Genomic DNA, 25663 nt, shown 5'->3' with positions numbered 1-25663 from the left:
GCCTCGCGAGCGTGACCGGCCGCCGCAACCGAGTTTCAGGCGGTGCCGTCCTCCAGGTCACCCTCGGTCTCCAGGTACAGCTCCTGCAGCGCGGCCAGCGTCTCCGGCTCCGGCGAGTCCCACAGCTTCCGGTCGGCGGCCTCCAGCAGCCGCTCGGTGATGCCGTGCAGCGCCCACGGGTTCGACTGCTTCAGGAACTCCTGGTTCTCCGGGTCCAGCGCGTAGTTCGCGGCCAGCTGTTCGTACATCCAGTCGGTCACGACGCCGGCCGTCGCGTCGTACCCGAAAAGGTAGTCGACCGTCGCGGCCAGCTCGAACGCTCCCTTGTAGCCGTGCCGCCGCATCGCGGCGATCCAGCGGGGGTTCACCACGCGGGCCCGGAAGATCCGCGCGGTCTCCTCGGTCAGGCTGCGGGTCCGCGCCTGGTCCGGGTTGGTGGAATCTCCGATGTACGCCGCCGGCGCCTTACCCGTCAGAGCGCGAACCGTGGCGATCATGCCGCCGTGGTACTGGAAGTAGTCGTCGGAGTCCGCGATGTCGTGCTCGCGGGTGTCGATGTTCTTGGCCGCGATGTCGATCCGCCGATACGCGTTCTCCATGTCACCGCGAGCCGGAACCCCGTCCAGATCCCGGCCGTACGCGAACCCGCCCCACACCGCGTAGACCTCGGCGAGATCCGCGTCGTCCCGCCAGTTCCGGCTGTCGATGAGCGGCAGGATCCCGGCGCCGTACGCCCCCGGCCGCGACCCGAAGATCCGCATCGTGGCCCGCCGCCAGTCGCCGTGCTCACCCTGGTCGCGCAGCGCGTGCTCGCGAACGTGGTTGTCCGGCTCGTCGATCTCCGCGACCATCCGGAACGCGTCGTCGAGCATCGCCACCACGTGCGGGAACGCGTCCCGGAAGAAACCGGAGATGCGGACCGTGACGTCCACCCGCGGGCGGCCCAGCTCCTCGCGGGTGATCGGCTCGAGCCCGGTGACACGCCGGGACGCCGGATCCCAGACCGGCCGCACCCCGATCAGCGCGAGAATCTCGGCGATGTCGTCACCTGCGGTGCGCATGGCGCTCGTGCCCCACGCGGAGAGCCCGACCGAGCGCGGCCAGTCGCCGTGGTCGGCGCGGTAGCGGTTGAGCAGGGACTCCGCCATGGCCTGCCCGGTCTCCCAGGCCAGGGAGCTGGGAACAGCCTTCGGGTCGACGGAGTAGAAGTTGCGGCCGGTGGGCAGCACGTTGATCAGGCCGCGCAGCGGGGACCCGCTCGGCCCGGCCGGCACGTATCCACCGTCCAGCGCGTGCAGCACGTGGGTGATCTCGTCGGTGGTCCGGGCGAGACGAGGCACGACCTCCCGGGCCGCGAACTCCAGCACCCGCACCACGTCGCCCTTTACCGACAAATCGGAAATATCGGAAAGGCCGTCTAGACTGTCCGGTACGGATGCCGGCCAACCGGCCGCCTCCATGGCCGCCACCAGGCCCCGAGCCCGCTCCTCGACCGCATCGGTCTCGGCCGTCGACGCGTCCTCCGCCAGACCGAGCGCCTCCCGCAGACCGGGCAGCGCCGCCACCTGGCCCGCCCACATCTGCCGGGCCCGCAGCATCGCCAGCACGAGGTTGACCCGCGCCTCACCCTCCGGCGCCGCGCCGAGCACGTGCAGCCCGTCCCGGATCTGCACGTCCTTGACCTCGCACAGCCACCCGTCGATGTGCAGGATGAAGTCGTCGAAGTCCTCGTCACCGGGCCGGGCCACCTGCCCGAGGTCGTGGTCCATCTTCGCCGCCTGGATCAGCGTCCAGATCTGCGCCCGGATGGCCGGCAGCTTCGCCGGGTCCAGCGTCGCGATCGTGGCGTGCTCGTCCAGCAGCTGCTCCAGCCGGGCGATGTCGCCGTACGACTCCGCCCGCGCCATCGGCGGGATCAGGTGATCGACCAGCGTCGCGTGCGCCCGGCGCTTGGCCTGCGTGCCCTCACCGGGGTCGTTGACCAGGAACGGGTAGATCAGCGGCAGGTCGCCCAGAGCCGCGTCCGTCCCGTCCGACGCCGACATGCCCACGTTCTTGCCCGGCAGCCACTCCAGGTTCCCGTGCTTGCCGACGTGCACGACGGCGTGCGCGCCGAAGTCGTCCGCCAGCCACCGGTACGCCGCCAGGTAGTGGTGGCTCGGCGGCAGGTCCGGGTCGTGATAGATCGCCACCGGGTTGGCACCGAACCCGCGCGGCGGCTGCACCATCACCACGACGTTCTCGTCGCGCAGGGCGGCGAGGACGATGTCGCCGTTGTCCACGTACAGCGAGCCGGGCGCCGCGCCCCAGTGCTGCTCCACGCTCTCCCGGAAGTCGGCGGGGAGCGTCGAGAACCACTCCGTGTAGCGGGCACCCGGGATCCGCACCGGGTTGCCCGCCAGCTGCTCCTCGGTCAGCCAGTCCGGGTCCTGCCCACCGGCGGCGATGAGCGCGTGAATCAGCCCGTCGCCATCGAAGTCCACGAAGTCGCCGACCTGATAACCGCGCGAGCGCAGCGCGGCCAGCAGCGCAACCGTCGAGGCGGGGGTGTCCAGGCCGACGGCGTTGCCGATGCGGGAGTGTTTGGTGGGATACGCCGACAACATCAGCGCGACGCGGCGATCAGCCGGCGGGACGTGCCGCAGCCGTCCGTGCGCCACCGCGATCCCGGCGACCCGCGAGGCCCGCTCCGGATCGGCCACGTAGACCGACAGGCCGTCAGCGTCGATCTCCTTGAACGAGAACGGCACCGTGATGATCCGCCCGTCGAACTCCGGGATCGCCACCTGGGTGGCCGCGTCCAGCGGCGACAACCCGCCGTCGCTGTCCTCCCACGCGGCACGCGAGCTGGTCAGGCAGAGTCCCTGGAGGATCGGCACGTCCAGGTCGGCGAGGACACCGACGTCCCAGGCCTCGTCGTCCCCGCCCGCCGACGCGGTGGCCGGGCGGGTGCCCCCGGCGGCCAGCACCGTCACCACGAGCGCGTCAGCCTTGCGCAGCTCGGCGAGCAGTTCCGGCGGCGCGGTCCGCAGCGAAGCCGTGAAGATCGGGAGCGCCGCGCCGCCCTTGGCCTCGATCGCCTGGCACAGCGTCTCCACGAAGGCGGTGTTCCCGGCCATGTGGTGAGCGCGGTAGTAGAGCACCGCGACGGTCGGCGATCCGGGCGCCGACTCCCGTGGGAGCACACCCCAGTCCGGCGCGGAGGACGGCGGCTCGAATCCGGTCCCGGTCAGCAGCACCGTGTCGGAGAGGAAGTCGTGGAGCGAGGCGAGGTTCGGCGCGCCACCCTGCGCCAGGTACACATGGGCGTCCGCGGCCACGCCGGCCGGCACCGTCGACAGCTTCATCAGCTCGGCGTCCGGCGCCTGCTCGCCACCGAGCACCACCACCGGCACGGCACCGGCGAGCAGGGCGTCGAGGCCCTCCTCCCAGGCACGGCGCCCGCCGAGGATGCGCACCACGACCAGGTCGACCCCGTCCAGCAGGCCGGGCAGATCGTCCACCGAGGTCCGGGCCGGGTTGGCCAGGCGCCAGGCGGAGCCGCCGGCCCGGGCGCTGAGCAGGTCGGTGTCCGACGTCGACAGCAGCAGAAACACGCGTGCGCTCCCCCTCGGGGTCCGCGCCCCGGGTAGTAGAGATCACGGCGACCGGAGTTCCTGGCTCCCGGGCAGACACCCGGTGACAGTGGCGGGACCGCGCCGGATTCGCACCGGCTTCCTCCGCGGCGTCGCCGCTCGTGAGTATTCAGTTCCGGCACACGCTACTCGACGCCGGTCCGGGCCGGAGCTGTGACACTGCCGACCCCGGAGCGGTCCCGGGCCGCCCGTAGTATCCGGTCGGTGACCTCCCCCCGATCGTCCGACGTCGACGCCTGCCCGAGCGCGCTGCGGCTGCATGCCGCCGCCGACGGGCTGCTGGCGCGCGTCCGGCTGCCCGGCGGGGTGCTGACCGGTGCGCAACTGGGGACCTTGCGTGCGCTCGCGGAGGAGTTCGGCGACGGCTGCCTGGAACTCACCTCGCGAGCGAATCTCCAGCTCAGAGCACTGCGGGCCGAGGACGCGGAGACCTTGGCGACCCGCTTGCGCGAGGCGGGCCTGCTGCCTTCGACAACCCATGACAGCGTACGGAACATCGCGGCACCGCCGATCCCGTCAGCAATGATCCGCGAGCTGGTCCCCCTGCTGGACACCGCGATCTGCGCCGATCCCGAGCTGTCCCTCCTTCCGGGGAAATTCCTGTTCGCGATCGGACACGTCCCGCTCGCCTCCGACGTCGCCGCGGTACCCGCCGGCCCCTCGTTCGCGATCCGCTTCGCCGACCACGACACCGGTCTCCGTGTCGCTCCGGACCGCGTGGTGCCCACCCTGATTGCCGCCGCACACGCCTTCCTGGCCGAACGCGAGGCCCAGCGCGCCGACGCCCCCGCCGCATGGCGCCTGCGCGAACTGACCGACGGCCCCACCCGCGTCTCAGCCCGGGTCGCCGCCGCACTAGGACTGCCTCCCCCACGGCCTGGAAGAACGAACGTTCTTTCCGCCGCGGATCCAGGGGAGCCGGTGTCAGGGAGAACGAACGTTCTCTCTGCCGCCGAACACGGAGGGCTGGAGGCGGACAGAACGTTCGTTCTGTCCACCCTGGAGCCCGGGGCGTTTCTCGGTGTGCTGGAGCAGCCGGACGGGCTGGTCGCGGTCGGTGCTCTGGTTCCGCTGGGTCGCCTGTCCGCCGTACCCATGAAGGTCCTGGAATCGTCCGACAGGCTGATCATCACGCCCTGGCGGGGAGTCGTCGTGCCCGATCTGCCACGCACCGCGGCACCCACCTGGACCGATCGCCTGATCGCGGCGGGTCTGCCGACGGCGGCAGACTCCCCCTGGGTCGGGGTCACCGCCTGCGCGGGCCGTCCCGGATGCGCGAGGTCCCTGGCCGACGTCCGCGCCGACGCCGCCGCGACGTCGCGCTTCATCGACGGCCTCCCGGTGCACTGGGCGGGCTGCGACCGAGCGTGCGGGAGCCCGGCCGGCCCCCACGTCCAGGTCCGCGCCACCGCGACCGGCTACGCCGTCGCCCGGCTTCCCGGGCCGGAATCCGCCGGCGGCGCGGTCCAAGACCTGGATGACGCGATATCCGCAGCTAGGAGGGCCTGATGGAGTACGTACGGGACGGCGCGGAGATCTACCGGAGGTCGTTCGCCACGATCCGCGCGGAGGCCGACCTCGCCGGGCTGCCGGAGGACGTCGCGCGGGTGGTGGTCCGGATGATCCACGCCTGCGGGATGGTGGATCTCGTCGAGGACGTGCGGTACAGCCCGGGTGTGGTGACCGCGGCCCGCAAGGCGCTGCTCGGTGGGGCACCGATCCTGTGCGACGCCGAGATGGTGGCGTCCGGGGTGACCCGCAGCCGGCTACCGGCCGCGAACGCCGTGATCTGCACGCTGCGCGACCCGGCGGTGCCGCCCCTCGCCGCGGAGATCGGCAACACGCGCAGCGCCGCCGCCCTCGACCTCTGGGGCGACCGGCTCGACGGCGCCGTCGTCGCGATCGGCAACGCGCCCACCGCGCTGTTCCGGCTGCTGGAGATGGTCGCCGCGGGCGCGCCCCGGCCCGCCGCGGTGCTCGGCATCCCGGTCGGGTTCATCGGCGCGGCGGAATCGAAGGAAGCACTCGCCGAATCCGGTCTGGAGTACCTGATCGTGCGCGGCCGTCGCGGTGGCAGCGCGATGACAGCGGCCGCGGTGAACGCCCTGGCATCAGAAGCCGAATGAGGAACACAGAGCTATGACGAACGAATCGCGGCCCGGCCGGCTCTACGGTGTCGGGCTCGGCCCGGGTGACCCGGAACTGGTCACCGTGAAGGCCGCCCGGCTCATCGGCGCGGCCGACGTGATCGCCTACCACGCGGCGCGGCACGGCCGGAGCAACGCGCGGGCGATCGCCGCCGGATACCTGCGTGCGGGGCAGATCGAGGAGGCCCTGATCTACCCGGTCACCACCGAGACCACCGACCACCCGGGCGGTTACCAGGGCGCGATCGACGAGTTCTACGCCGAGTCCGCGGCCCGGCTCGCCGCGCACCTGGACGCCGGCCGCGACGTCGTGGTGCTGGCCGAGGGCGACCCGTTCTTCTACGGCTCCTACATGCACATGCACAAGCGGCTCGCCGACCGCTACGAGGCGACGGTGGTGCCCGGCGTGACCTCGGTCAGCGCCGCCGCGGCCGTGCTCGGGCGCCCGCTCATGGAGCGCGACGAGGTGCTCACCGTGCTGCCCGGCACGCTCGCCACCGACGAGCTGACCCACTGGCTGGAGAAGACCGACTCGGCCGCCATCATGAAGCTGGGCCGGACCTTCGAGAACGTCCGGGAGGCACTGGACCGGGCCGGCCGCCTAGACGACGCCTGGTACGTCGAGCGCGCCACCACCGACCGGGAACGCTCGGCGCCGCTCAGGGACGTCGAGGCCGACTCGGTGCCGTACTTCTCCCTGGCCCTGCTGCCCAGCCCGGCCGCCACCGAGTTCGTCAGCACGAAGGTGCTCCTGGCCGAGCCGGCCGGCCGCAACGACATGGTCAGCCTGGAGGGCGCCGTACCGGCCGTTCCGAGCGGCGACGGGATGGGCAGCGTGACAGTGGTCGGCCTCGGCCCCGGATCCCGGGACTGGCTGACCCCGGAGGCGCAGGCCGCCCTGGCCACCGCCGACGACCTGGTCGGCTACGGCCCGTACGTCGACCGCGTACCCCCGAACGCCCGCCAGCTGCGCCACTCCTCGGACAACCGGGTCGAGGCCGAACGTGCCGCGTTCGCGCTGGACCTGGCGAAACGCGGCCGCCGGGTCGCGGTGGTCTCCTCCGGCGACCCGGGCGTCTTCGCGATGGCCGCCGCCGTCCTGGAGGTGGCCGAGGACTCCCAGTGGAAGGACGTCCCGGTACGGATCGTGCCGGGACTGACCGCCGCGCAGGCCGTTGCGGCTCGGGCCGGCGCGCCGCTCGGGCACGACTTCTGCATCCTGTCGCTCTCCGACCGGCTCAAGCCGTGGCCGGTCATCGAGACCCGCCTGGAGGCCGCCGCCACCGCCGACCTGGTGATCGCGATCTACAACCCGGCGTCGAAGAGCCGTAAGGAACAGCTGATCAAGGCCCTTGAACTGCTCCGCAAGCACCGCTCCGGTGCCACCCCGGTGGTGGTCGGGCGCGACGTGGGCGGCTCGGCCGAGTCGGTACGCGTAACCACCCTCGCCGGACTCGACCCCTCGACCGTCGACATGCGCACGCTGCTCATCGTCGGCTCCTCGCAGACCCGGGCGGTGACCCGCGGCGACGGCACCACCGCGGTCTACACCCCGCGCCACTACCCGGGCTGACGAGGCCGTTCACCATCGACCACCGGTTCCGGAATGAAGCCGGTGACCCGTCCCACCACCGCTCCGCAACCGCACTGCAGCGGCGAACCCCTGACGGCCCACCCCCGAGCAACCGAAAGGAGGGGTCACTGAAAAGCAACTTTTTCGCAGAGGGGTGACCCCCGTTGAACACCGCACGTACCCGGGCCGCCATCCTGGCCTCGTCCTTGCTGCTGGCCGTCGCCCTCCCCGCGGCGGAGACCCTCGCCGCCCCCAGAGCGACACCCACCCCTCAGCCCAAAGCGACAGCCACGAAGGCCCCGGCCCCCACGAAGACGCCGGCCCCGAAGAAGACCACCGCCGCGCCGAAGCCGACCGGCGCGGTTCAGAATGAGAACATGGCGACCCTGGACAGCCGTCTCACCGCGGTCACCCAGGCGAAGACGATCAACTACTACCCGTCGAACGCCGGCTGGTCGGCCATGTGGACGGGTTTCGACGCCGCGAAGATCGACGCCGACATGGCGAAGGCGGCCGCGCTGGGCGCCGACAACGTCCGCGTCATCGTGTTCCCGCAGTCGTTCGGATATCCGGCGCCGAAGGCCGACTACACCGAGCGGCTCCGCAAGTTCGTCAGCATCGCCGACGGGCACGGCATGACCGTCAAGCTGACCCTCTTCGACTGGTGGAACGGCTACTCCGACGCGGCCGGCAGCGCCGCCTGGGCCAAGGCGGTGCTCGCGCCGTACCGGGACGATCCCCGGGTGCTCTCGGTCGAGCTGAAGAACGAGTTCCAGTCGACCGACCCGGCCGCCGTCTCGTGGGTGCGCAGGCTGATCCCGGCCGTACGCCAGGCGGTCCCGGCCATGCCGCTGACCCTGTCGGTGGACGCGCAGAGCGGCGCGACCGGCCTGGCCCGGATCAGGTCGCTGCTCGGCGAGAAGGCGCTGGACTACTACGACTACCACTTCTACGGCACGTCCGAGCGGGCGCTCGCCGAGATCCGCCGGGCGCAGGTCGCGGTCGGCTCCGACCCGATCGTGATCGGTGAGACCGGCCTGAGCACGGCGGTCAGCAGCGAGGGCGAGCAGGCCGCGTTCCTGGCCCGGGTGTTCGAGGCGGCACGGGTCGCCGGGGTGAAGTCGGTGGCGCCGTGGACGCTCTACGACTTCGCCAACGGCGCGATCCCCAGCAACTCGCAGGTGTCGAAGGTCGCCGCGCAGTACAAGTTCGGCCTGCACCGGGCGGACGGCACCGCCAAGGCCGGTGCGGCTGTCGTGCGTACGGCGTGGGCCGGCGGCGAACTGGCGGACAGCATCCTGGACTTCGGGTTCGAGTCGAGCAGCTCACCGTGGCGGCCGTACCTGTCCGAGGCCGGTGTCGGCTCGCGCAGCAACGACGAGGCGCACAGCGGCGACTGGTCGGTGCGGTTCTCCGGGACGAAGCGGACGGCGTCCGGCGTACCGTCGGTGCGCACCTCGCCGATCGTGCCGGTCTCCGGCGGCCAGAAGTGGCACGCCGAGGCGTGGGCTCGCGGGGTCAACGTCACCGGCACCAACGAGATCGCGCTGAGCTGGTTCGACATCAACGACCGGTGGCTCGGGCAGCACTCGTCCAGGGCGGTCGCCAAGGGCACCAGCGGCTGGACGAGGCTGACCGTCGACGCGGTCGCCCCGGCCGGGGCGACCAGCGTCCAGCTTCACCTCAAGTCGGGCGACAACCGGGGCACGGTCTGGTACGACGACGTGGTGCTGTCGCTGTCCTGAAGGACCCCGATCGAGGTCAGCAGGCGCTCGTACGCGCCGACCGTACGGTCCCAGGACGAGGGATCGGTGTGCCGCCGGCCGGTCAGGCCGGCGGCACGCTCGATTGCCGCACCCAGTTCGCCCGGCGCCCCCGCCTGCACGAAGACCGCCCCGCTGTACGACTCCGCCGCCTCGACCAGCCCGCCGACCGCCGTGACCACCACCGGCAGCCCGTGGCTCATCGCGATGTGCAGCGGCCCGCTCGCCGAGCTCCGCCGGTACGGCAGCACCACCACGTCAGCCTCCGCGAAGAACTCGTTCACCTCGGCGTCCGTGACGTAGCGGTTCACGAACGTGATCCGGTCCCGCGCCGGCGAGCCCTCGATCAGCTCGCCCGGCAGCGTCCAGCCCTCCCAGGTCTCGCCCACCACGGTCAGGTGGTGGTCCGGCCCGAGCGCCGCGAACGCCTCGACCAGGTCCTCCAGGCCCTTGTACGGCCGGATCGTCCCGAAGAACAACAGCCGGCGTACGCCGTCCGGGCTCTCCCGCCGGGCCGCCGGCACGACGTGATGGTCGAACGGCCCGTGCAGCGCCACCTCGGCCGGCACGTCACCCAGGTCGTACGCCTCGGCCAGCGCGGCCCGGTCGAACCGCGAGTGCACGATCACCCCGTCGGTACGCCGCAGCAGTGGCCGGATGCACGAGCGCACGTACTTCGCGGCCCACTGCCGCTGCGCCTCGCCGGTGTCCTGCACCTCGTGGAACTCGACCACGACCCGGATGCCGAGCCGGCGGGCGGCCAGGCACAACACCAGGTACGAGTGGAGCACCGCGCCGGTCCACCACTGCAGGACCAGGACGTCCGGCCGGAACTCGCGAAGGAACCGGATCGCGCGGACGAGACTCGGCACGGCCCACCAGTCGACGCCGTCGAATACGCGTACATCTGTGGTGTAGCGCAGGTCGGCAAGAGAGTGACCGACCCGCGCACGCCCGGGGTAAAGCCTGGCCGGCAGCAGCCGCCGCATCAGGATCGTGCCCACCTCGAAGCGCTCGGAGAGGGCGTTGCTCAGGCGGCAGGTGTAGTAGCTGATCCCGGAGAGGAACCGCCATCCCGATCCGACGACCAGAATCCGGGTCCTCTCATCGCTTCGCGGCGGTGACGCAGGCACGGTAGACCTCCTCGATCTGCGGAACGACGCGGGCCGCGGTGAAGTCCAGCCCGCGTTTCTGACCGGCCTCGCGCAGCCGTGCCGCCAGGCCGGGGTCGGTGAGCACGCGCAGCAGCGCGCCGTGCAGCCGGTCCGGGTCCCCGGGCGGCACCAGCAGCCCGTTCACCTCGTCCCGGACCACGTCGAGCAGCCCGCCCGACGCCGAGGCGACCAGCGGCGCACCGGCCAGCATGGCCTCCACCGCGACCTGGCCCATCCCCTCGAGCAGCGACGGCACGACGCCCACCGCCGCGCCCCGCCAGGCCGCCATCACCTGCGCGTGCGGCACGTCGCAGCGGACCACCACGCCCGGCGGTACCGGTGGCGTGTCGTCCCGTCGCATGCCCAGGCAGACCAGCCCCGGCGGCTCACCCGGGCCCGGCCACTGGGCCACCAGCCGCCGGTACGCCGTGAACAGCACGTCGATGCCCTTGTGCGGGCCGAGCTGGCCGACGAACAGCAGGTAGGGCCGGTCCGGCAGCCAGTCCGGCCGGGGTGTGGTGCGAGCCAGGTCGTCCAGGCCGTCCGGCACCAGGCTGGACAGCACCCGGACCGGGAGCTCACCGGGCAGCCGGGCCTGGTCCAGCGCGGCCGCGACCGACGAGGAGATCGCGGTGAGGCAGTCGATGCCGCGGTGCCGGTGCGCGCGGAGCCCGGCGGTGAGGACGGCTGCGCGCGGGCGGCCGTACTGGCCCGCCGCGCACGGCACGCACCGGCCCAGGCTGGGGCCGGCGCAGCGGCGGCCGTTGCGGGAGAACGTCTTGCGTACGCAGGTCAGCCCGAAGTCGTGTGCGGTGTGCACGTGCGGCAGTCCGAGCGGGCTGAAGTGCAGCGGCAGGTAGCTGTACATCAGCCAGTCGTGGCTGTGCACCAGGTCGAAGGTGTGCTCACGCAGCACCCGCGCGATCGCCAGGGTGGTCAGCGGGTCCGGCGCGGTCGGGTGGAACGGCTTGCCCGGGTCCCGGTTCAGCCCGGGGAGCAGCGTGTTCGCGACACTGCGTACGCGCAGGACCCGTACCCCGTTGATCTCCTCATGGTGCGGCGCGGCGGGTGTCGCCAGGGTCAGGACGGTCACCTCGTGCCCGCGCCGCACCATCAGCTCGCTGCTGGTGGCGATGCTGCGCTCCAGGCCACCGATCACCGGCGCGTAGAGATTGGACAGATGCAGAATCCTCATCAGACCCTCCGGGTCGCCGCGTCGTCGCCGTCCGGCACCAGCCCGCACACACAGGCCTCCTTGCTCCCCCCGAGGCAGCAGCGGGCACCCGCTGCCGGGCGGTTCGAGACCGCGACCAGCACGACGAGCAGCGCGCTGCCGGTCTGCCCGGCCAGCCACGCGATCCCGGCCCCGGTGACACCCGAGCCGGGCAGCAGCAACCAGGTGAGCACCAGACAGGACGCCGCGCGGACAGCGTTGAGCCGGCGGCAGCGGCGGAACTCCCCGCGCGAGCGCCAGTGCGCCACCGCCAGGTTGGTGACCGCGTCCGGCAACGCGGCGATCACGAGGATCTTGAGGAGCGTGCCGCCGCCGTCGGCGTACCCGGCGCTGAACAACCCCAGCACCCGGTCCCCCGCCACCAGCAGCACCACGGCCGGCACGCCGACCACCGCGCCGACCACCACGGCGGCCCGGTGCAGGCTGACCCGGGCCGCGTTCGTCCGCTCGGCGTAGAGCGCCGAGGCCACCGCCGGCGACACCATGAACAGCATCGAGGCCGTCATCCACGCCAGGTAGAAGTGCGCGTTCGCGTCCGCGCCCAGCCGGGCCGTCACCAGCACCGGCAGCACGGCGGCCGGCCCCGCCTGGGTCAGGTTGATCAGGTGGTGGCCGGTCAGCGACGCGCGCAGGTGCGGCAGCTCCGCGCTGATCCCCGCCGCACGCAACCGCGCACCCGGCATCAACCGCCGCGGGCCGGACGCCATCGAGTACGCGCTGACCACCAGGATCGGCAGCGTCCAGGAGAGCACCACGGCTCCGGCACCGAGCGCACCGCCGGGTTGCGTCCCGGCCGCCAGCACACCGAGCGTGACGATCTTCCCGGCGGCGAGGGCCAAATTGCGCAGGAGCATTCCCTGCCCGGCCCGGTGCGCGACGTAGACGTTGTCCAGCAACGTCGTCAGGGTGACCGCGACGGCCGCGCAGACCAGCGCGGCGGCTCCCGCGAACCCGTCGAGGAACCCGAAGTTGTCGGCGACGGCCGGTGCGGTCACCGCGACCAGGGTGGCCGCGGCCGCGGTGACCGCCGCCCCGAAGATCAGTCCGCCGCTGACGATCCGCGACCAGCTTCCGGCGTCGCTTCCCGGCAGCCGCTGGATGAACATGTGCCCGGCCCCGAGGTTGGCGCCCATGCTGACGGCGGTGGCGGCCGAGATCAGCGCGGTGGCGGTCCCTACTGTGGACTGTGGTGCGGACCGGGCGGCCAGCATCCAGTACCCGTAGCCGAGCCCGCCGTTGATCACCGTGGTGGCCATGATGAGCAGGCTGTTGCGGGCAAGCGAGTCCCGCGTGATCCCCCGGACGGCCGCGCTCAACACGCCCCGCGCCCCCGAAGCAGCGCGGCGCGGCCCGGCCTTGTCGCAGGCGCGGTGACCGGGCCGCGGGCGTAGAAGCCCGCGCTCGTCGGGCCCACGCTGATGCTCACCGCGCGCAGGCAGCCGTCGGCCGGCATCGCGGGCACGCGGACCGCCATCGCCTGGACCGTGTCCGCCGCCACCGTGACCGGCCGGCTCGTGATCACCCGGCCGCCGATCCGCAGGCTCAGCAGTTCCGTCATGGTGCCGAGCCCCGAACTGGTGACCCGAACCGGCACGCTCAGCCCTCGCGCGGGCACCGTGACCGGCGAATCGATCGCCGCGGCCCACCCGTTGAGAGCCACACTCAGATACCCCGGTTGCGTCGGCCGGGGCGAACCCAGATGTGCCCGGACCGCCACCCCACCGATCGCGAGAACCAGCACCGCGGGCACCGTCACCGCGACAGCCGTCCGCACGCCTCCGCTGCCCGCCGGATCAGGGACAGGCGCCGCGGCCGAACCCACACGCTGGGCGGGCAGTCCCGGCCTCGGCCCGGTGAGGCGCTCACGCAGCAGCGCTACCAGCCCGAGCACCGTCGCGACGATCGCGCCACCGACGACCAGCGGCAGCGGCCGAACCGGCGCGGCAGCCGCGTGCAGCGCGAGCGCCACCAGCGGCAGCGTGGCCAGCCCGGCCACCGCGGCGAACCCGATCCGCGTCACCGGGACGCCGGCCTCACCCAGCGGTCCCGGCCCGGCCAGTGCGCGCCACCACAGCTCACCGATGGCCAGGAGCGTGATCATGCAGAGCGGCAGGGCGATCCACGGGCTCATCGGGCGCCACCACCCAGCTGTTCGCCGAGGCTGCCGAAGTCGAAGCGGTAGATCGCCACGTGCGGGCCGTCGTACATCTTGATCAGCCACGGCAGGTGGTCGAACTTCGTCAGCTGCTCGCGGCTGAACGCCGGGCGGCCGTCGTGCGGGATCGGCTCGTTCGTCTCGAAGTAGATCTTGATGTCGGGGACCTGTTCGGACATCCGGCGGTCGACGACCAGGAACTCGAAGCGCCAGTCCCGCAGTTGCCGGAGCAGGGCCGGTGGCATCGGCTGTCCGGGACGGGCCAGATACAGGTCGTAGGCCGGGAACGTCGCCGATCCGGTGGTCGGCTCCTGCTCGCCGTACGAGCCGAGGATCAGGCCGGAGTAGCGATCGGCGACCAGCCGGGTCTCGCGTCCCTGTGTCTCGCGCAGCCAGGCCGCGGCGGCCAGCACCTCCGGCGTGGCCGCCCGGGTGTCCGAACCGAACACCGGTGGACCGGGGAACCGGTAGGACGGGTTCATCCCGGCCGCGTTGTTGCCGACCAGCATCATCGCGCACACCGTGAGCAGCACCGCGCCCATCGCGATCGAGCGGATCCGCCCGGCTGACCGGTCCAGCAGTGCGATGATCAACGGGGCGGTCACCAGGGCGATGCCGAGGTAGCTGAAGGCCCACGACCGGCGTGCGCCCTCGGCTCCGGCCGGGGTGAGGATGAGCACTGTCGCCGGGAAGTACAGGGCACCGACCAGCAGCAGGGCGGCCGAGGCGGCGCGGGTGACGGGTTCGGTGCGGTGGCGCCGCCGCCACCGCAGCACCGCCGCGCCGGTCCAGAAGAGCAGCGCGACGCCCGGCGCCGCGAACGCGGTCTGCTGCTCCCACCAGGGCGCGATCGACTGGCTGAACAGCGTCCGGCCGCCGGAGCCGCCGCCCGCCATGCCGGTGATCTGGTCGAGGGCGCGGCCCAGGTACGGGTCGAGGTAGCTGCCGGTACGCGGTGCGACAGCGCCCATCCAGGCGGCCACGATCAGGGCCGCGCCGCTCGTCAGCGCCCAGGCGACGCGGGCCGGTGCGACCAGCGAGCGGTCGCGCACCGAGCGGACGGTGCTGGTGACCGCGAGCAGGCCCAGGACTCCGGTCAGCCACAGTGCGGTGAGGTGGTGGGTGGCCGTGATCGCGAGTCCGAGCACCAGGGTCAGCGCCACCCATCCGGCGCGCGCGCCGAACGTGGCCGCCCGCATCCCGCGCACTCCCGCCACCAGCGCCCACACCAGGACGGCGATGGCGAGCGACTCGTACCCGAGCTGGGTGTCGAAAAAGAGGAACGAGCTGTTCAGGCTGTAGAGAACGGCCGCGGCCGCACCGACGCGGGGATCCGGCCAGAGTTGCCCGGCCAGCGCCGCGACGCCGAGGAGCACGAGGACGTGGGCGAGGATCAGCACGAGCAGGGCGGCGTGCCAGACGGTGAGTCCGGTGAGCGCGGCGAGCGAGGCCACGGTGGCGTGCAGGCCGGGGTAGTCGCCGATCACCCGGACGATCGGGTTCTGCTCGAAGAGGCGGCCGTCGAGCAGGATGTCGTGGCTCTGGCCCCAGTGCGCGTACTCGTCGTGGTACAGCGGGCCGGTCGGGTTGCGCAGCAGTTTCGGCAGGTAGGTGAAGCAGGCGTACCCGACGAGCACGGCCAGGCGCAGCCGGGCGGGGGTGCCGAGGCGCACCGCCCAGAAGGCCGCCGGCAGCGTGAAGACCAGCATGCCGGCCCAGAACCAGCCGAACTGGCCGGCCTCACCCCACTCGGCCCGCCGGTACGCGACGACCAGCGCCGCGGCACCGGCCGCCGCGGCGACGGTGAGGGTCACCGCGCAGGCGGCCGTCGCGATCCACGCCGGGCCCGCCGGTTCGGCACTCCGCCCGGGGAGCCGGCCGATGACCGGACCGGCCGTCGTGGCTGTCATCGACCGACGGCCCCCACGGACACCGGCCGGCCGGCCACGGCGGCGTAGATCTCACGCGTCGCTCCGACCACATCGGTCCAGGTCGGCAGCACAGCGGGCCGGGTGCGGCCACTGGCCGCGGCCTCCCGCAGCGCCTCGGCCAGCGCCACCTCGTCCTCCGGGTCAGCAAACCGCAACCGGGCTTCGTCACCGGAGGCGGCAGGCCGGGCTTCGTCGCCGGCGCCCGCGAGGCGGGCGACCTCGCGGTGGGCCGGGATCGGTGCGGCGACCGTGGGCAGGCCGGCCGCGAGGGCGTCGGCCACCGCCATCCCGAACGCCTCGTGCGCCGAGGCGGAGACGGCCGCGGAGGCCTGGGACAGGCAGGCGGCGAACGCGTCGTCGTCGAGGCGCCCGTGGAAGACCACCCGTCCGGCCAGGCCGAGCCGGGCGGCGAGCTGGCGCAGCTGCCCGGCCGCCGGTCCGGTGCCGACCACGTCGAGGCGGTGCTCGGGTCCGGCGTGCGCCATCGCCCGGATCACCCGGTCGACGCGTTTGTACTGCTCGAGCCGCCCGACGCAGAGGATGCGGCGAACCGCGGAGCGCGGTGCCGGTGTGGACGGGCGCGGGTCGGTCCCGTTCGGGATGACCACGGCCCGCTCACCCACCGCCGGGAAGTGCCGCAGCACCAGGTCCCGCTCGGCGGCGGTGACGCAGACGACCGCGCCCGCCCGGGCCATGATGGTCCGCCCGAGCGGGCGGTAGAGCGGGTGCAGCGCGGCGCGGAACCGGCTGTGCCCGGTGCCGTGGTAGTGCGGGGTGAAGACCAGCGGTGCCCGGTTGCCCAGCGCCGCGCAGAGCGCCGCCAGGGCGTGGTAGCTGTGCGCGTGCAGGACGTCGTACTCGGCGGCGTGCGCGCGAAGCCAGCGCCAGAGCGGCACCGAGAGCCGATAGTTGCCGGCCGGCACGGTGAGCGGGAAGCGCCGGACCAGCACGCCGTCGACCGTCTCCACCGACCTGGTGGCGCCCTGGGTGATCACCTCGACGTCGTCGCCGGCCGCGGTCAGCCCGGCACAGAGGCGCCGCACGTGGGTCTCCACCCCGCCGATGTCCGGGTGGTACGCGTTGCAGACGAGGGCGATCCTCATCGGGCCTGCCGTTCCGCGAGGCGGGTCCGCGCCCGGCGCGGTCGCCATTCGCGGGCGATCGTACGCAGCACCCGCATCCCGTCCGTGAGGGCGTTGAGGTTGCTGACGCCGTGGATGCGGGAGTGCTCGAAGCTGGGCACCTCGACGATGGTGAGCCGGGCCTGTGCGGCGCGCAGGTTCAGCAGCGTCTCGATCTCGAAGCCGTCGCCCCAGAGCCGACCGTCGGCGGTGTCCGGCGCGGGCGAGGTGCTGTCCAGGTCGAACACGTCCAGACAGCGCGCCCAGAAGGCGTTGTACCCGTAGCAGAGATCGCTGTAGCGGGTGCCGAAGAGCAGGTTGACCAGCATGCTGAGGCACTTGTTGCCGGCCCGGCGCAGCCGGGTGATGTCGGCGCTGCCACCGGCCGGGCGGAACCGCGAGCCCTTGGCGAAGTCGGCGCCGGCCAGCAGCGTCTCGACGAAGCTCGGGATCTCCAGCGGGTCGGTCGAGCCGTCGGCGTCGATCATGACGATGATGTCGCCGGTCGCCGCGGCGAATCCGCAGGCCAGGGCGTTGCCCTTACCTCGGCGGTTCTGCCGCACCACGCGGATGTCCGGGCGCAGCCGCCGGGCGACCGCCACGGTGTCGTCGGTGGACCCACCGTCGACGAGCACGATCTCGTCCACCTGGGGCAGCCGCGCGAAGACGTGCGGCAGGTTCTGTGCCTCGTTCAGCGCCGGGACGATGACGCTGACAGTGGGTTCTTCCGGTCCGGCGGGGACCGGTGGCTCGGCGACGGTCCGTTCGGCGCCGGTCTCGCCGGGAAGCACACGGTCGACCGTGGGCATGTCGTTCTCCGATCGGGCAGGGTGGAGCCGGCCCGGTCCGGGCCGGAGGGAGATTGGGGGATGGTTCACGCCAGCGGCGCGTCGACTGTCCAGTCGTAGACGTCCTGCCGGGCGGTGACCTCGCCGGTGGACGCGGTGAATCCGATCCAGCCGCTCTCGGTGCCGGCACCCGCGGCCAGGTCGACCTTCTGGTCGAGCAGCAGTTCCTCGTCGGACCCGGCGGACAGCGAGCGCACGTACACCTTGAGGTTGTGCGCCTCGGCGTCGTAGCGCAGGCGGGCCTGGAACGGCTTGCCGAACAGCGGGATCGCGGGCTCGGCGGTGGCGGTGTGCCGGTCCGGGTTGCCGCCGAGCACCACGGCCAGGTGGTTGCTGTCCGGGTCCGGTGTGTTCTGGTACGTGTCGAACTCGACCGCGACGCTCTTGCGGATGCCCCGGTACCCGAGGCCACCGCCCCACCCGCCGAGCGCGCGCTCACCGGCGCCCTGCGCGAGGAACGCGATGCCGTCCGCGCCGGGCTTGCCGTGGTGCAGGTATGCCTTGAACGTCGTCTCGAACGACGCGGTGAGGTCGACCTTCGCGGTGGACCACGCGGAGCCGGTCTGCTTGTAGCTGCCGGTGGTCAGCTCGATCACCCGGTTCTCGCCCCGGTCGGAGGTCACGGCGGCGGTGCCGTTGAGGGCCAGCGACTCGGCGTAGCCGGCGTCGATCGGCCGTAGCGTCTGGCCGTCGCCGCCCGCCGCGGAAGCGTCACCGGCCTGCGCGGCGGCGAGTATGGACAGCAGGGCGGAGGCCAGGAGGCCGCCCCGCGCCAATCTGGATGAACGCACGAACTGCTCCATTTCAGCGGTTTTGCCCGACTAAGACTTGGCCAAAGGTAGGGCAGACCGCGGAGCCGCGTGCGGGAGTCCTGGTTATTTACCCAAGATGGATTTCCGGCCGGAGGTCAGGACGAGAACCGGCGCGGATGGAACAGATCGATCCGGTGAGGAGTGGTCCCGGTGGTCGCCAGGTCAGCCAGAACCTCGCCCACGACCGGGACGAACTTGAATCCGTGTCCGGAGAAACCGCAGGCCACAGTAACCGCGTCGTGGAGCGGGTGCCGGCTGATCACGAAGTGCTCGTCGGGCGAGACGCTGTAGAGACAGGGCTCGCCGCGCAGCCACTCGCCGGGCAGATCGGGCAGGATCCGGACTGCGCCCCGGGCCATCTCGGCGGCCTCGTCCGGGTGGACCGTGGTGTCCAGCGCCTCGGGAGTGGTGACCGTCCCGCGCCGGAAGAACGCGATCTTCGCGCCACCGTCCGGCCCGTCGATCGCCGGGAAGCCGTACATCTGCGATCCGCTGTCCGGCTCCCAGATGTAGATCGGGTGCCGGTCCGCCAGGAACGGCTCGACGCCGCCGCGCGGCCGGAACCAGTGCTGCACCTGACGTTCGACCCGGATCGGCACGCCCAGGTCGGCGAGCAGCCGCGGCGCCCACGGGCCCGGCGTGATCACCAGTTGCCCGGCCGTGTACTCGCCCGTCGCGGTGCGCACCCGGACACCGTCACCGGCGGGCTCCCAGGACTCCATCGGCTCGTGGAACCGCAGGTCCGCGCCGTGCCGGCCGGCCAGGTCGAGCTGCGCCAGCACGGTCCGCTCGGGGCGGACGAACCCGGCCCTCGCCTCGTGGACCGCCACCTCGCCGGGCTGCGGCGCCATCGTCGGGAAGCGGCGGCGCAACTCGGCCGCGTCCAGCACCTCGTGCTGCAGACCCCACTGCCGGGCGCTGGCGAGGGCGCCGGAGACCGTACGGCTGTCCGGCCTCCCCACCATCACGCCACCGGTCAGCGTGATCAGGTCCCGCTCGGAGTCGACCGCCAGCCGCTCGAACAACTCGTACGCCCGGAGCACCAGCGGCACGTACTCCGGCCCCTCGAAATAGGACTGCCGGATGATCCGCGAGCCGCCGTGACTGGCGCCGCGATCGTGGCCGGGACCGAACCGCTCCAGCCCGAGCACCCGGTGCCCGCGGGCGGCGAGATGATGGACGGTGGCACTGCCCATACCACCCAGACCTACAACGATCACATCAAATGCGGGCACGTGGCTCCTGCTCGGGGTCGGACAACGGCTCGGCCGTCACCGTGGCGAGCAGCCGGCGATCGAAGTATCCGATCTCCACCTGTGTGCCGGGGACGGAAAGCGCGGCGGGGAGCCAGGCGTACGCGATCGGGGCCGCCACGCTGTACGCGTACCCCGCTGACGTGACATGTCCCACCGCGAAGCCGCCGGCGAAAACCGGCTCGCGCCCCACCGGAACGTCCCCGGTCTCCGCGACCACCAGGCAGGTCAGCAGCCGGTCCGGCGGCGCAGCCGGCCGGGACGCCGCGGCGAGGCCCGCCTGGAACGGATCGTCCTCCGTGGTCACGTCCGTTCCCCAGGTCCGGATGCCCCGCTCCAGACGCAGGTTGTCGTACGCCACCCGCCCCGCCGCGATCAGCCCCACCCCGGGCCCCTCGGCCCAGAGGGTGTCCCAGAGCCGCAGCCCGTACTCGGCCTCGGTGCGGATCTCCCATCCCGCCTCACCGACGCCCGGCACCCGCAGCACGGTGACCGGAACCATCCCGAGGAAGCCCTCCCGGACCCCGGTGTCGACGGCGTCCGCGGTGAGGTCGAAGTCGGTCAGCGGCGCGAGAAGCTCCTGCGCTCGCGGGCCCCACACACCCACCGCGCAGGTGCCGCCGGTGACGTCGCGGACCGTCAGCCCCGCGGGCGCCCGGCGCAGCAGCCAGTCCAGGTCGAGCGGGCCGTTCGCGCCGATCTGGAAGCGTTCCTCGGCGAGCCGGGCCACGGTGATGTCGCCGCGGACGCCACCGGCCGGGTCGAGCAGGATCGCCTGCGCGACGGTGCCCACCGGAACCTCGGCGTCCCCGCCGGTCAGCGCACGGACCAGCGCGGCCGGGCCGGTCACCGCCAGCCGGGTGGACCAGGTGGTGTCGAAGAGCGCCACCTTCCGCCGGGTGAGGCGGGCCTCGGTCTCGGCGATCGGCGACCAGTGCCGGGCGGACCACTCGTCGCGGGGATTCAGCTCCTCGGGCTGCGGGTTGGTCGCGTACCAGAGAGGGCGCTCCCAGCCGTACGCCTCGCCGAAGGCCGCGCCCAGCTCGACGTGGCGCGGATGGAACGGGCTCAGCCGCAGGTTGCGGACCGCCGGCGGCTCCTGCGGGTGGACGATCCGGCACCCGTCGGCGTAACCGCGGACCGCCCGTTTCCGCACGTAGCCGGGGGCGAGCTGGGCCCGGTCGAAGCGGTTCAGGTCGCACTCGTGCAGGTCGATCCCGGAACGCCCGTCGACCAGCCACTCGGCGACGGCCTTGGCGGCACCGGCCGAGTGCGTCGACCGGACCGCCTCGGCGAACCAGAGGCCGCGCGGCTCCCGCGCCTCGCCGAGCAGCGGAAAGCCGTCCGCGGTGACCGACAGGACACCGTTGAAGGCGTCCTCGAGGGCGGTGCCGCGCAGCGCGGGCAGGAGTTCGGTGGCGGCGGCCCAGGACTGCTTGAAGGCGGCGGGGGTGAACGGCAGCATCGCCGGGTGCGCGTCGCCGGGCAGGTCGTCGAGACTCACCGGGATCGGGTCGTGCAGGTTTGAGCCGATGCCGAGGCGGTCGCCGTACGCCCGGAAGGTGAGCCCCCGATCGGGATGGCTCAGGATCGGCAGGTGTTCGGTGACGCCCGCCGAGGTGGTCCGGACATATTGGTGGGCCATGGGCAGGAGCGGGACGGTCACGCCGGCCAGCCTGCCGACCTCCGGTCCCCAGAAGCCCGCGCAGCAGACGACGATGTCGGCGTCATACTCGTCGTCCACGGTGGCGACACCGGCGATTCGACCATCAGAGGAAACAAGACTAGTAACCCTGGAATTTCCGAAAAATCGGGCGCCACGCGCCGCCGCCCGCGCGGCTTGCACCTCGACAGCCCGGGAAACCGCCACGACGCCGTCACCAGGTACGTGCAACCCGCCGAGGATGAGTGATTTGTCCAGCAGAGGAAAGAGTGCCAGGCAACCGTCAACGTCCAGGATCGTGGACTGAACACCCCACGACTGAGAGAACCCAGCCCGCCGGTGCAACTCGGCCATCCGCTCCGGCGTGGACGCCACCTCCAGACTGCCCACCGCCGAGTAACAGCCCAGCTCCGTGTACTTGTGAGCGGTGTACCGGGCCAGCCGCGTCATGGTCCGCGACGGATCGATCTGGAAGACCAGCCCGGGTGCGTGCGACGACGATCCACCGGTCACCGGCAGCGGGCCCTGGTCGAGCACGGTGACATCGGTCCAGCCGCGCCCGGTCAGCTCGTCGGCCAGGGCACACCCGACGACACCGGCGCCGATGAGAACGACCCTGGGACCGGCCATCCGGCTGCCGCCCCGTTACGCGCCGGCCGTCCGCCGACGGCTGGGGCACCGAGGGACGATCCGCAGCAGCGCGCTGCGCCGCGTGCCGAAGCGACGGCTGACCAGCCGCCGGTTGACCGTGCTCCGCCGGATCGACCCGCGCAGCACCCCGATCATCTGATCCGTCATCTCCATGTCCCCGCCCGATCGCATCCCGCGGCACGTCGCACGAACAGGATCTTCACGTCTCCGGCCAGGGTCAATGGGCCGATACGTCTTTTACTTCTGCGCAATAAACCCCGGCATACTGCTGGCGTGGATCACCCGTACCTGGACGCACCGCGCCCGCTGGCCTTCGCCCACCGCGGCGGTGCGGCGGAGGGCGACGAGAACACCGCCGAGGCCTTCCAGCGCGCGGTCGACCTGGGATATCGGTACGTGGAGACGGACGTGCACGCGACGGCGGACGGCGTACCGGTCGTGATCCACGATCCGGCGCTGGACCGGGTGGCCGGGCGTCCGGGCCGGGTGGCGTCGTTGACCTGGGCAGATCTTTCTACGGTACGGGTCGCCGGCGCCGCGCTGGTCCCGCGGCTCGACGAGGTTCTCGACGCGTGGCCGGAGATCCGCTTCAACGTGGACGTCAAGGACGACCGGGTCGTGGCGCCGGCGGTGGAGGCCGTCCGCAGAACCGCCGCCGAGGACCGCGTCCTGCTCGCCTCCTTCAGCGACGCCCGCCTGACTCGCGTCCGCGAACTCGCCGGCCCGCGCCTCGCGACCTCCCTCGGCATGCGCGCGGTCACCCGCCTGCGGCTCGCCTCGATCACCGGTGTCCCGCTGCGGCTGCCCGAGTCCGTGGTGGCCGCCCAGATCCCGGTCCGCCACGCCGGCATAACCGTGCTGACTCCGCGATTTCTCCATTACCTGCACAGACTCGGTCTGGCCGTGCACGTCTGGACGATAGACGACCCGAATGAAATGCATAGGCTTGTGGACACAGGTGTGGACGGCATAATGACGGACCGTATCGAAGTGCTCCGGGAAGTTTATTCGGCGCGCGGCCTCTGGCCCGCCTGACGTCCTGGCGCTCCGGGAGGCGCTCAGACAACCTCCCTGGTCAGCGGAATTTGGCACACTTCGCTTGAACCCCGGACATCATCCGTTCGGAGGATGCCAGGGGTTCAAGATTCGAACCGTATTTCTTCCTTAAGTTCGGCATAAGAATCCAACAAATTTCGCTCCGGAATTGCTTTCTGTGAGACGGCCTCTTAACGTCTGGGCGATCGGTGCGCCGACCGGCAACCGAAGTCCTGCAATTCGGGGAAAAGAAGGTCACCTCATGCGAAGCTCGGGTCACCGCCGAACCCGGCTCTTGGCCGCCGGCGCCGTCCTCACCGCGGTGGGCGCCGTCATCGGATTCACCCAGTTCGCCAACGCCGCCGACACGGGCAACAGCACGCGCGCGGCGACCGAGAGCGGCGCGGGCAAGGTCGTCGGGAACAACCTGACGATCCTCACCGACACGTGCATCGACAGCCAGCTCGAGGCGCACGACGGTTTCCAGAAGGGCAACCGCTGCGTCTCCACCGAGTTCGGCGAGGTGGGCACCGCGGCGAACAACCCGACGCTGCTGATCACCCAGGCGCCCCGGAACGTCACCGTCGGCACCCCGTTCACGCTGCAGGTCAGTACCCGCAACCTGATCCGGGACCGCTTCCTCGCGGCCGGGCAGGGCGGCTACTACGTGGAGAGCAGCGTTCTGCAGAACGGTCTGGTCCGCGGTCACTTCCACTCCGCGTGCCGGATGCTGACCAGCACCAACGAGGCGCCCGACCCCGCGCCGGTTCCGGCCTTCTTCGTGGCCACCGAGGACCGCCGCGGCGGCGCCGACCCGGACACGGTGACCATCCAGGTACCGGGCCTGCCGCAGGAGGGCACCGCGCAGTGCTCGTCGTGGGCCGGTGACGGCTCGCACCGCATCCCGATGATGGAGCGCGCCAACCAGACCCCGGCCCTGGACTCGGTCCGCATCACCGTCCGCGCCGCCGGCAACAACAACGGCGGGAACAACGGCGGCGGCCAGAACGGCGGCGGGAACAACGGTGGCGGCCAGAACGGCGGCGGTCAGAACAACGGTGGTGGCCAGAACGGTGGTGGCCAGAACGGCGGCGGCCAGAACAACGGCGGTGGGAACAACGCCGGTGGCGGGAACAACAACGGCGGGAACAACACCAACAGCGGTGAGGTCCAGCCCACCAAGCCCGCGACCACCGCTCCCACGACCCGGCCCTCCGCAACCACCCAGGCGACCACCAAGGCGACGACCAAGGCGACCACCTCGGCGCCGCGGACGAACTCGACCACGTCGAGCACCAAGAGCAACGAGGACGAGGAGCAGGCGCCCGCCGACACCAACGAGGAGTCGACGGAGAGCAACAGCGGCAACGAGGAGACCGTCACTCCGAAGAGCACCAAGAAGACCGCTCAGCCGGAGTTCGACGAGCCCGAGGCCGAGCCGACCGACGGTCCGGAACTGGCCGCCGGCGACGACGGCGCTCCCGACGACTACCAGTACGACAACGGCAGCAACGACAGCGGCGACAAGCAGCTCGCCGAGCCGCCCGCGGAGCAGAGCGGACCGCTCTCCCTGATCAGCAACAACATGGTCTGGGTCGGCGGCGGCGCGGTCTTCCTGCTGGTCCTTCTGATCACGGTCGCCTTCATGCGCAACCGGCCTCGCAACTACGGGCGCTGACCCCCGCCCCGCACCACTGAGAACGGGCAGGACCTCACCGAGGTCCTGCCCGTTTCGGTGGTCACCTGGTGTAAGGAAAAGTATTAAGGGTAGCCTTACCTGCCGGAGATCGTCCCACCAGCAGTGAGGTGCAGTCATGGCGAACCGCCCGGCGCGACCCGCACACGAGGGCGTGGTCACCCGCGTCGAGCAGCTGACCCCGCACATGGTGCGCGTGGTGGTCGGCGGTGCGGCCCTGGCCCGCATCGAGGCCGGGCAGTTCACCGACCACTACATCAAGGTGCTCTTCCCACAGGCCGGCGTCGACTACCCCGAGCCGTTCGACATGGGCGCGATCCGGGAGACCCTGCCGCGCGTGTCATGGCCGCTCGTGCGGACCTACACGGTCCGCAAGTGGCTGCCCGAGGCCGCCGAGATGTGGGTCGACTTCGTGGTGCACGGCGACGAGGGCATCGCGGGCCCCTGGGCGGCACGCGCCAAGCCCGGCGACCCGTTCCGCTTCATGGGCCCCGGCGGGGCGTATGTGCCCGGCATCGACGCCGACTGGCACCTGCTAGCCGGCGACGAGAGCTGCATGCCCGCCATCGGCGCCGCGCTGGAGCGGATGCCCGCCGGCGCACCCGTGCAGGCGTTCATCGAGGTCTCCGGTCCCGACGAGGAGCAGAAGCTGGAGTGCCCCGGCGACGCCGAGATCACCTGGCTGCACCGCGGCGCCCGCCCGGTCGGCCAGCTGCTGGTCGACACGGTGCGCGGCGCGGCGTTCCCCGCGGGCCGGGTGCAGGCCTTCGTGCACGGCGAGGCGGCGTTCGTCCGTGACCTGCGCGGATACCTGCGACTGGACCGCGGCTGCGGGATGGACCAGCTCTCCGTCTCCGGTTACTGGCGGCGCGGCATGAACGAGGACGGCTGGCAGTCCAGCAAGCGCGAGTGGAACGAGCAGACCGAGCGCGAGCAGGAGAAAGCCGCCACCGTGTAAGTGGCGGTCCCCGGCTGTGACCGTACACACGCTG

18 protein-coding genes, 1 pseudogene and 1 riboswitch are annotated in these 25663 nt (G+C 72.1%); of the genes and pseudogenes, 8 read left to right on the top strand and 11 right to left on the bottom strand.

Annotated elements, in window-relative coordinates:
• Nucleotides 1-35: 35 nt before the first annotated feature.
• Nucleotides 36-3596 carry a cobaltochelatase subunit CobN gene (cobN, locus tag AB0M02_RS06455; RefSeq protein WP_364222328.1) on the bottom strand — a complete coding sequence of 1187 codons (3561 nt, stop codon included), beginning with the start codon at nucleotides 3594-3596 and terminating at the stop codon, nucleotides 36-38.
• A gap of 31 nt (nucleotides 3597-3627) precedes the next feature.
• Nucleotides 3628-3747, bottom strand: a riboswitch (cobalamin riboswitch).
• Between the two features lie 92 nt (nucleotides 3748-3839).
• On the opposite strand from cobN, the gene AB0M02_RS06450 reads away from it, so the two are divergent.
• From AB0M02_RS06450 to AB0M02_RS06435, 4 genes are all read left to right on the top strand, one after another.
• The gene (locus AB0M02_RS06450; protein WP_364222325.1) at nucleotides 3840-5144 is read left to right on the top strand and encodes a precorrin-3B synthase; all 1305 of its coding nucleotides are present in this window, start codon (nucleotides 3840-3842) and stop codon (nucleotides 5142-5144) included.
• Nucleotides 5141-5761: a precorrin-8X methylmutase gene (locus AB0M02_RS06445; protein WP_364222624.1), complete on the top strand. Its 621-nt coding sequence runs from the start codon at nucleotides 5141-5143 to the stop codon at nucleotides 5759-5761. The genes AB0M02_RS06450 and AB0M02_RS06445 overlap by 4 nt, the downstream gene beginning before the upstream one ends.
• 13 nt (nucleotides 5762-5774) lie before the next feature.
• Entirely contained in the window at nucleotides 5775-7355 is a 1581-nt protein-coding gene (locus tag AB0M02_RS06440; protein ID WP_364222322.1) for a precorrin-2 C(20)-methyltransferase, read from the top strand.
• 164 nt (nucleotides 7356-7519) lie between these two features.
• Nucleotides 7520-9100, top strand: a complete 1581-nt coding sequence (locus tag AB0M02_RS06435; protein ID WP_364222319.1) for a glycosyl hydrolase — start codon at nucleotides 7520-7522, stop codon at nucleotides 9098-9100.
• Here the strand turns inward: AB0M02_RS06435 and AB0M02_RS06430 are convergent.
• From AB0M02_RS06430 to AB0M02_RS06385, 10 genes are all read right to left on the bottom strand, one after another.
• Nucleotides 9034-10251 carry a glycosyltransferase family 4 protein gene (locus AB0M02_RS06430; RefSeq protein WP_364222316.1) on the bottom strand — a complete coding sequence of 406 codons (1218 nt, stop codon included), beginning with the start codon at nucleotides 10249-10251 and terminating at the stop codon, nucleotides 9034-9036. The genes AB0M02_RS06435 and AB0M02_RS06430 overlap by 67 nt on opposite strands.
• Nucleotides 10223-11467 (bottom strand): glycosyltransferase family 4 protein, encoded by a 1245-nt coding sequence (locus AB0M02_RS06425; protein WP_364222313.1) that lies wholly within the window; start codon nucleotides 11465-11467, stop codon nucleotides 10223-10225. The genes AB0M02_RS06430 and AB0M02_RS06425 overlap by 29 nt, the downstream gene beginning before the upstream one ends.
• Nucleotides 11467-12762 (bottom strand): sugar transporter, encoded by a 1296-nt coding sequence (locus AB0M02_RS06420; RefSeq protein WP_364222310.1) that lies wholly within the window; start codon nucleotides 12760-12762, stop codon nucleotides 11467-11469. Before AB0M02_RS06420 ends, AB0M02_RS06425 begins: the two co-directional genes overlap by 1 nt.
• 56 nt (nucleotides 12763-12818) lie before the next feature.
• Nucleotides 12819-13637, bottom strand: a complete 819-nt coding sequence (locus AB0M02_RS06415) for a hypothetical protein (RefSeq protein WP_364222308.1) — start codon at nucleotides 13635-13637, stop codon at nucleotides 12819-12821.
• Entirely contained in the window at nucleotides 13634-15571 is a 1938-nt protein-coding gene (locus tag AB0M02_RS06410; RefSeq protein WP_364222305.1) for a hypothetical protein, read from the bottom strand. The genes AB0M02_RS06415 and AB0M02_RS06410 overlap by 4 nt, the downstream gene beginning before the upstream one ends.
• Nucleotides 15568-16695, bottom strand: a complete 1128-nt coding sequence (locus AB0M02_RS06405) for a glycosyltransferase family 4 protein (protein ID WP_364222302.1) — start codon at nucleotides 16693-16695, stop codon at nucleotides 15568-15570. The genes AB0M02_RS06410 and AB0M02_RS06405 overlap by 4 nt, the downstream gene beginning before the upstream one ends.
• Nucleotides 16692-17522 (bottom strand): glycosyltransferase family 2 protein, encoded by an 831-nt coding sequence (locus tag AB0M02_RS06400; protein WP_364222299.1) that lies wholly within the window; start codon nucleotides 17520-17522, stop codon nucleotides 16692-16694. Before AB0M02_RS06400 ends, AB0M02_RS06405 begins: the two co-directional genes overlap by 4 nt.
• A gap of 65 nt (nucleotides 17523-17587) precedes the next feature.
• Nucleotides 17588-18352 (bottom strand): L-type lectin-domain containing protein, encoded by a 765-nt coding sequence (locus tag AB0M02_RS06395; protein WP_364222296.1) that lies wholly within the window; start codon nucleotides 18350-18352, stop codon nucleotides 17588-17590.
• Between the two features lie 116 nt (nucleotides 18353-18468).
• A complete protein-coding gene (solA, locus tag AB0M02_RS06390; protein WP_364222293.1) occupies nucleotides 18469-19593 on the bottom strand; it encodes an N-methyl-L-tryptophan oxidase in 1125 nt (374 codons plus the stop codon).
• A 1-nt stretch (nucleotide 19594) separates the two neighbouring features.
• Complete coding sequence (locus AB0M02_RS06385; RefSeq protein ID WP_364222290.1) at nucleotides 19595-21919, bottom strand: FAD-dependent oxidoreductase; 2325 nt, start codon at nucleotides 21917-21919, stop codon at nucleotides 19595-19597.
• Between AB0M02_RS06385 and AB0M02_RS06380 the strand changes: the two genes are divergently transcribed.
• From AB0M02_RS06380 to AB0M02_RS06365, 4 genes and pseudogenes are all read left to right on the top strand, one after another.
• Nucleotides 21894-22079 carry a hypothetical protein gene (locus tag AB0M02_RS06380; RefSeq protein WP_364222287.1) on the top strand — a complete coding sequence of 62 codons (186 nt, stop codon included), beginning with the start codon at nucleotides 21894-21896 and terminating at the stop codon, nucleotides 22077-22079. The two genes, AB0M02_RS06385 and AB0M02_RS06380, sit on opposite strands and share 26 nt — an antisense overlap.
• A gap of 134 nt (nucleotides 22080-22213) precedes the next feature.
• Nucleotides 22214-22975 carry a glycerophosphodiester phosphodiesterase gene (locus tag AB0M02_RS06375; RefSeq protein ID WP_364222284.1) on the top strand — a complete coding sequence of 254 codons (762 nt, stop codon included), beginning with the start codon at nucleotides 22214-22216 and terminating at the stop codon, nucleotides 22973-22975.
• 427 nt (nucleotides 22976-23402) lie between these two features.
• Nucleotides 23403-23939: pseudogene (locus tag AB0M02_RS06370) on the top strand (Pecanex-like protein 1); the annotation flags it as partial.
• A gap of 850 nt (nucleotides 23940-24789) precedes the next feature.
• Nucleotides 24790-25629, top strand: coding sequence for a siderophore-interacting protein (locus AB0M02_RS06365; protein ID WP_364222281.1), 840 nt, complete (start codon nucleotides 24790-24792; stop codon nucleotides 25627-25629).
• Nucleotides 25630-25663: the final 34 nt, after the last annotated feature.

The sequence above is a fragment of the Actinoplanes sp. NPDC051861 genome (assembly GCF_040681145.1).
Lineage (GTDB): Bacteria > Actinomycetota > Actinomycetes > Mycobacteriales > Micromonosporaceae > Actinoplanes.
This window is presented reverse-complemented; position numbering and strand designations above follow the sequence as displayed.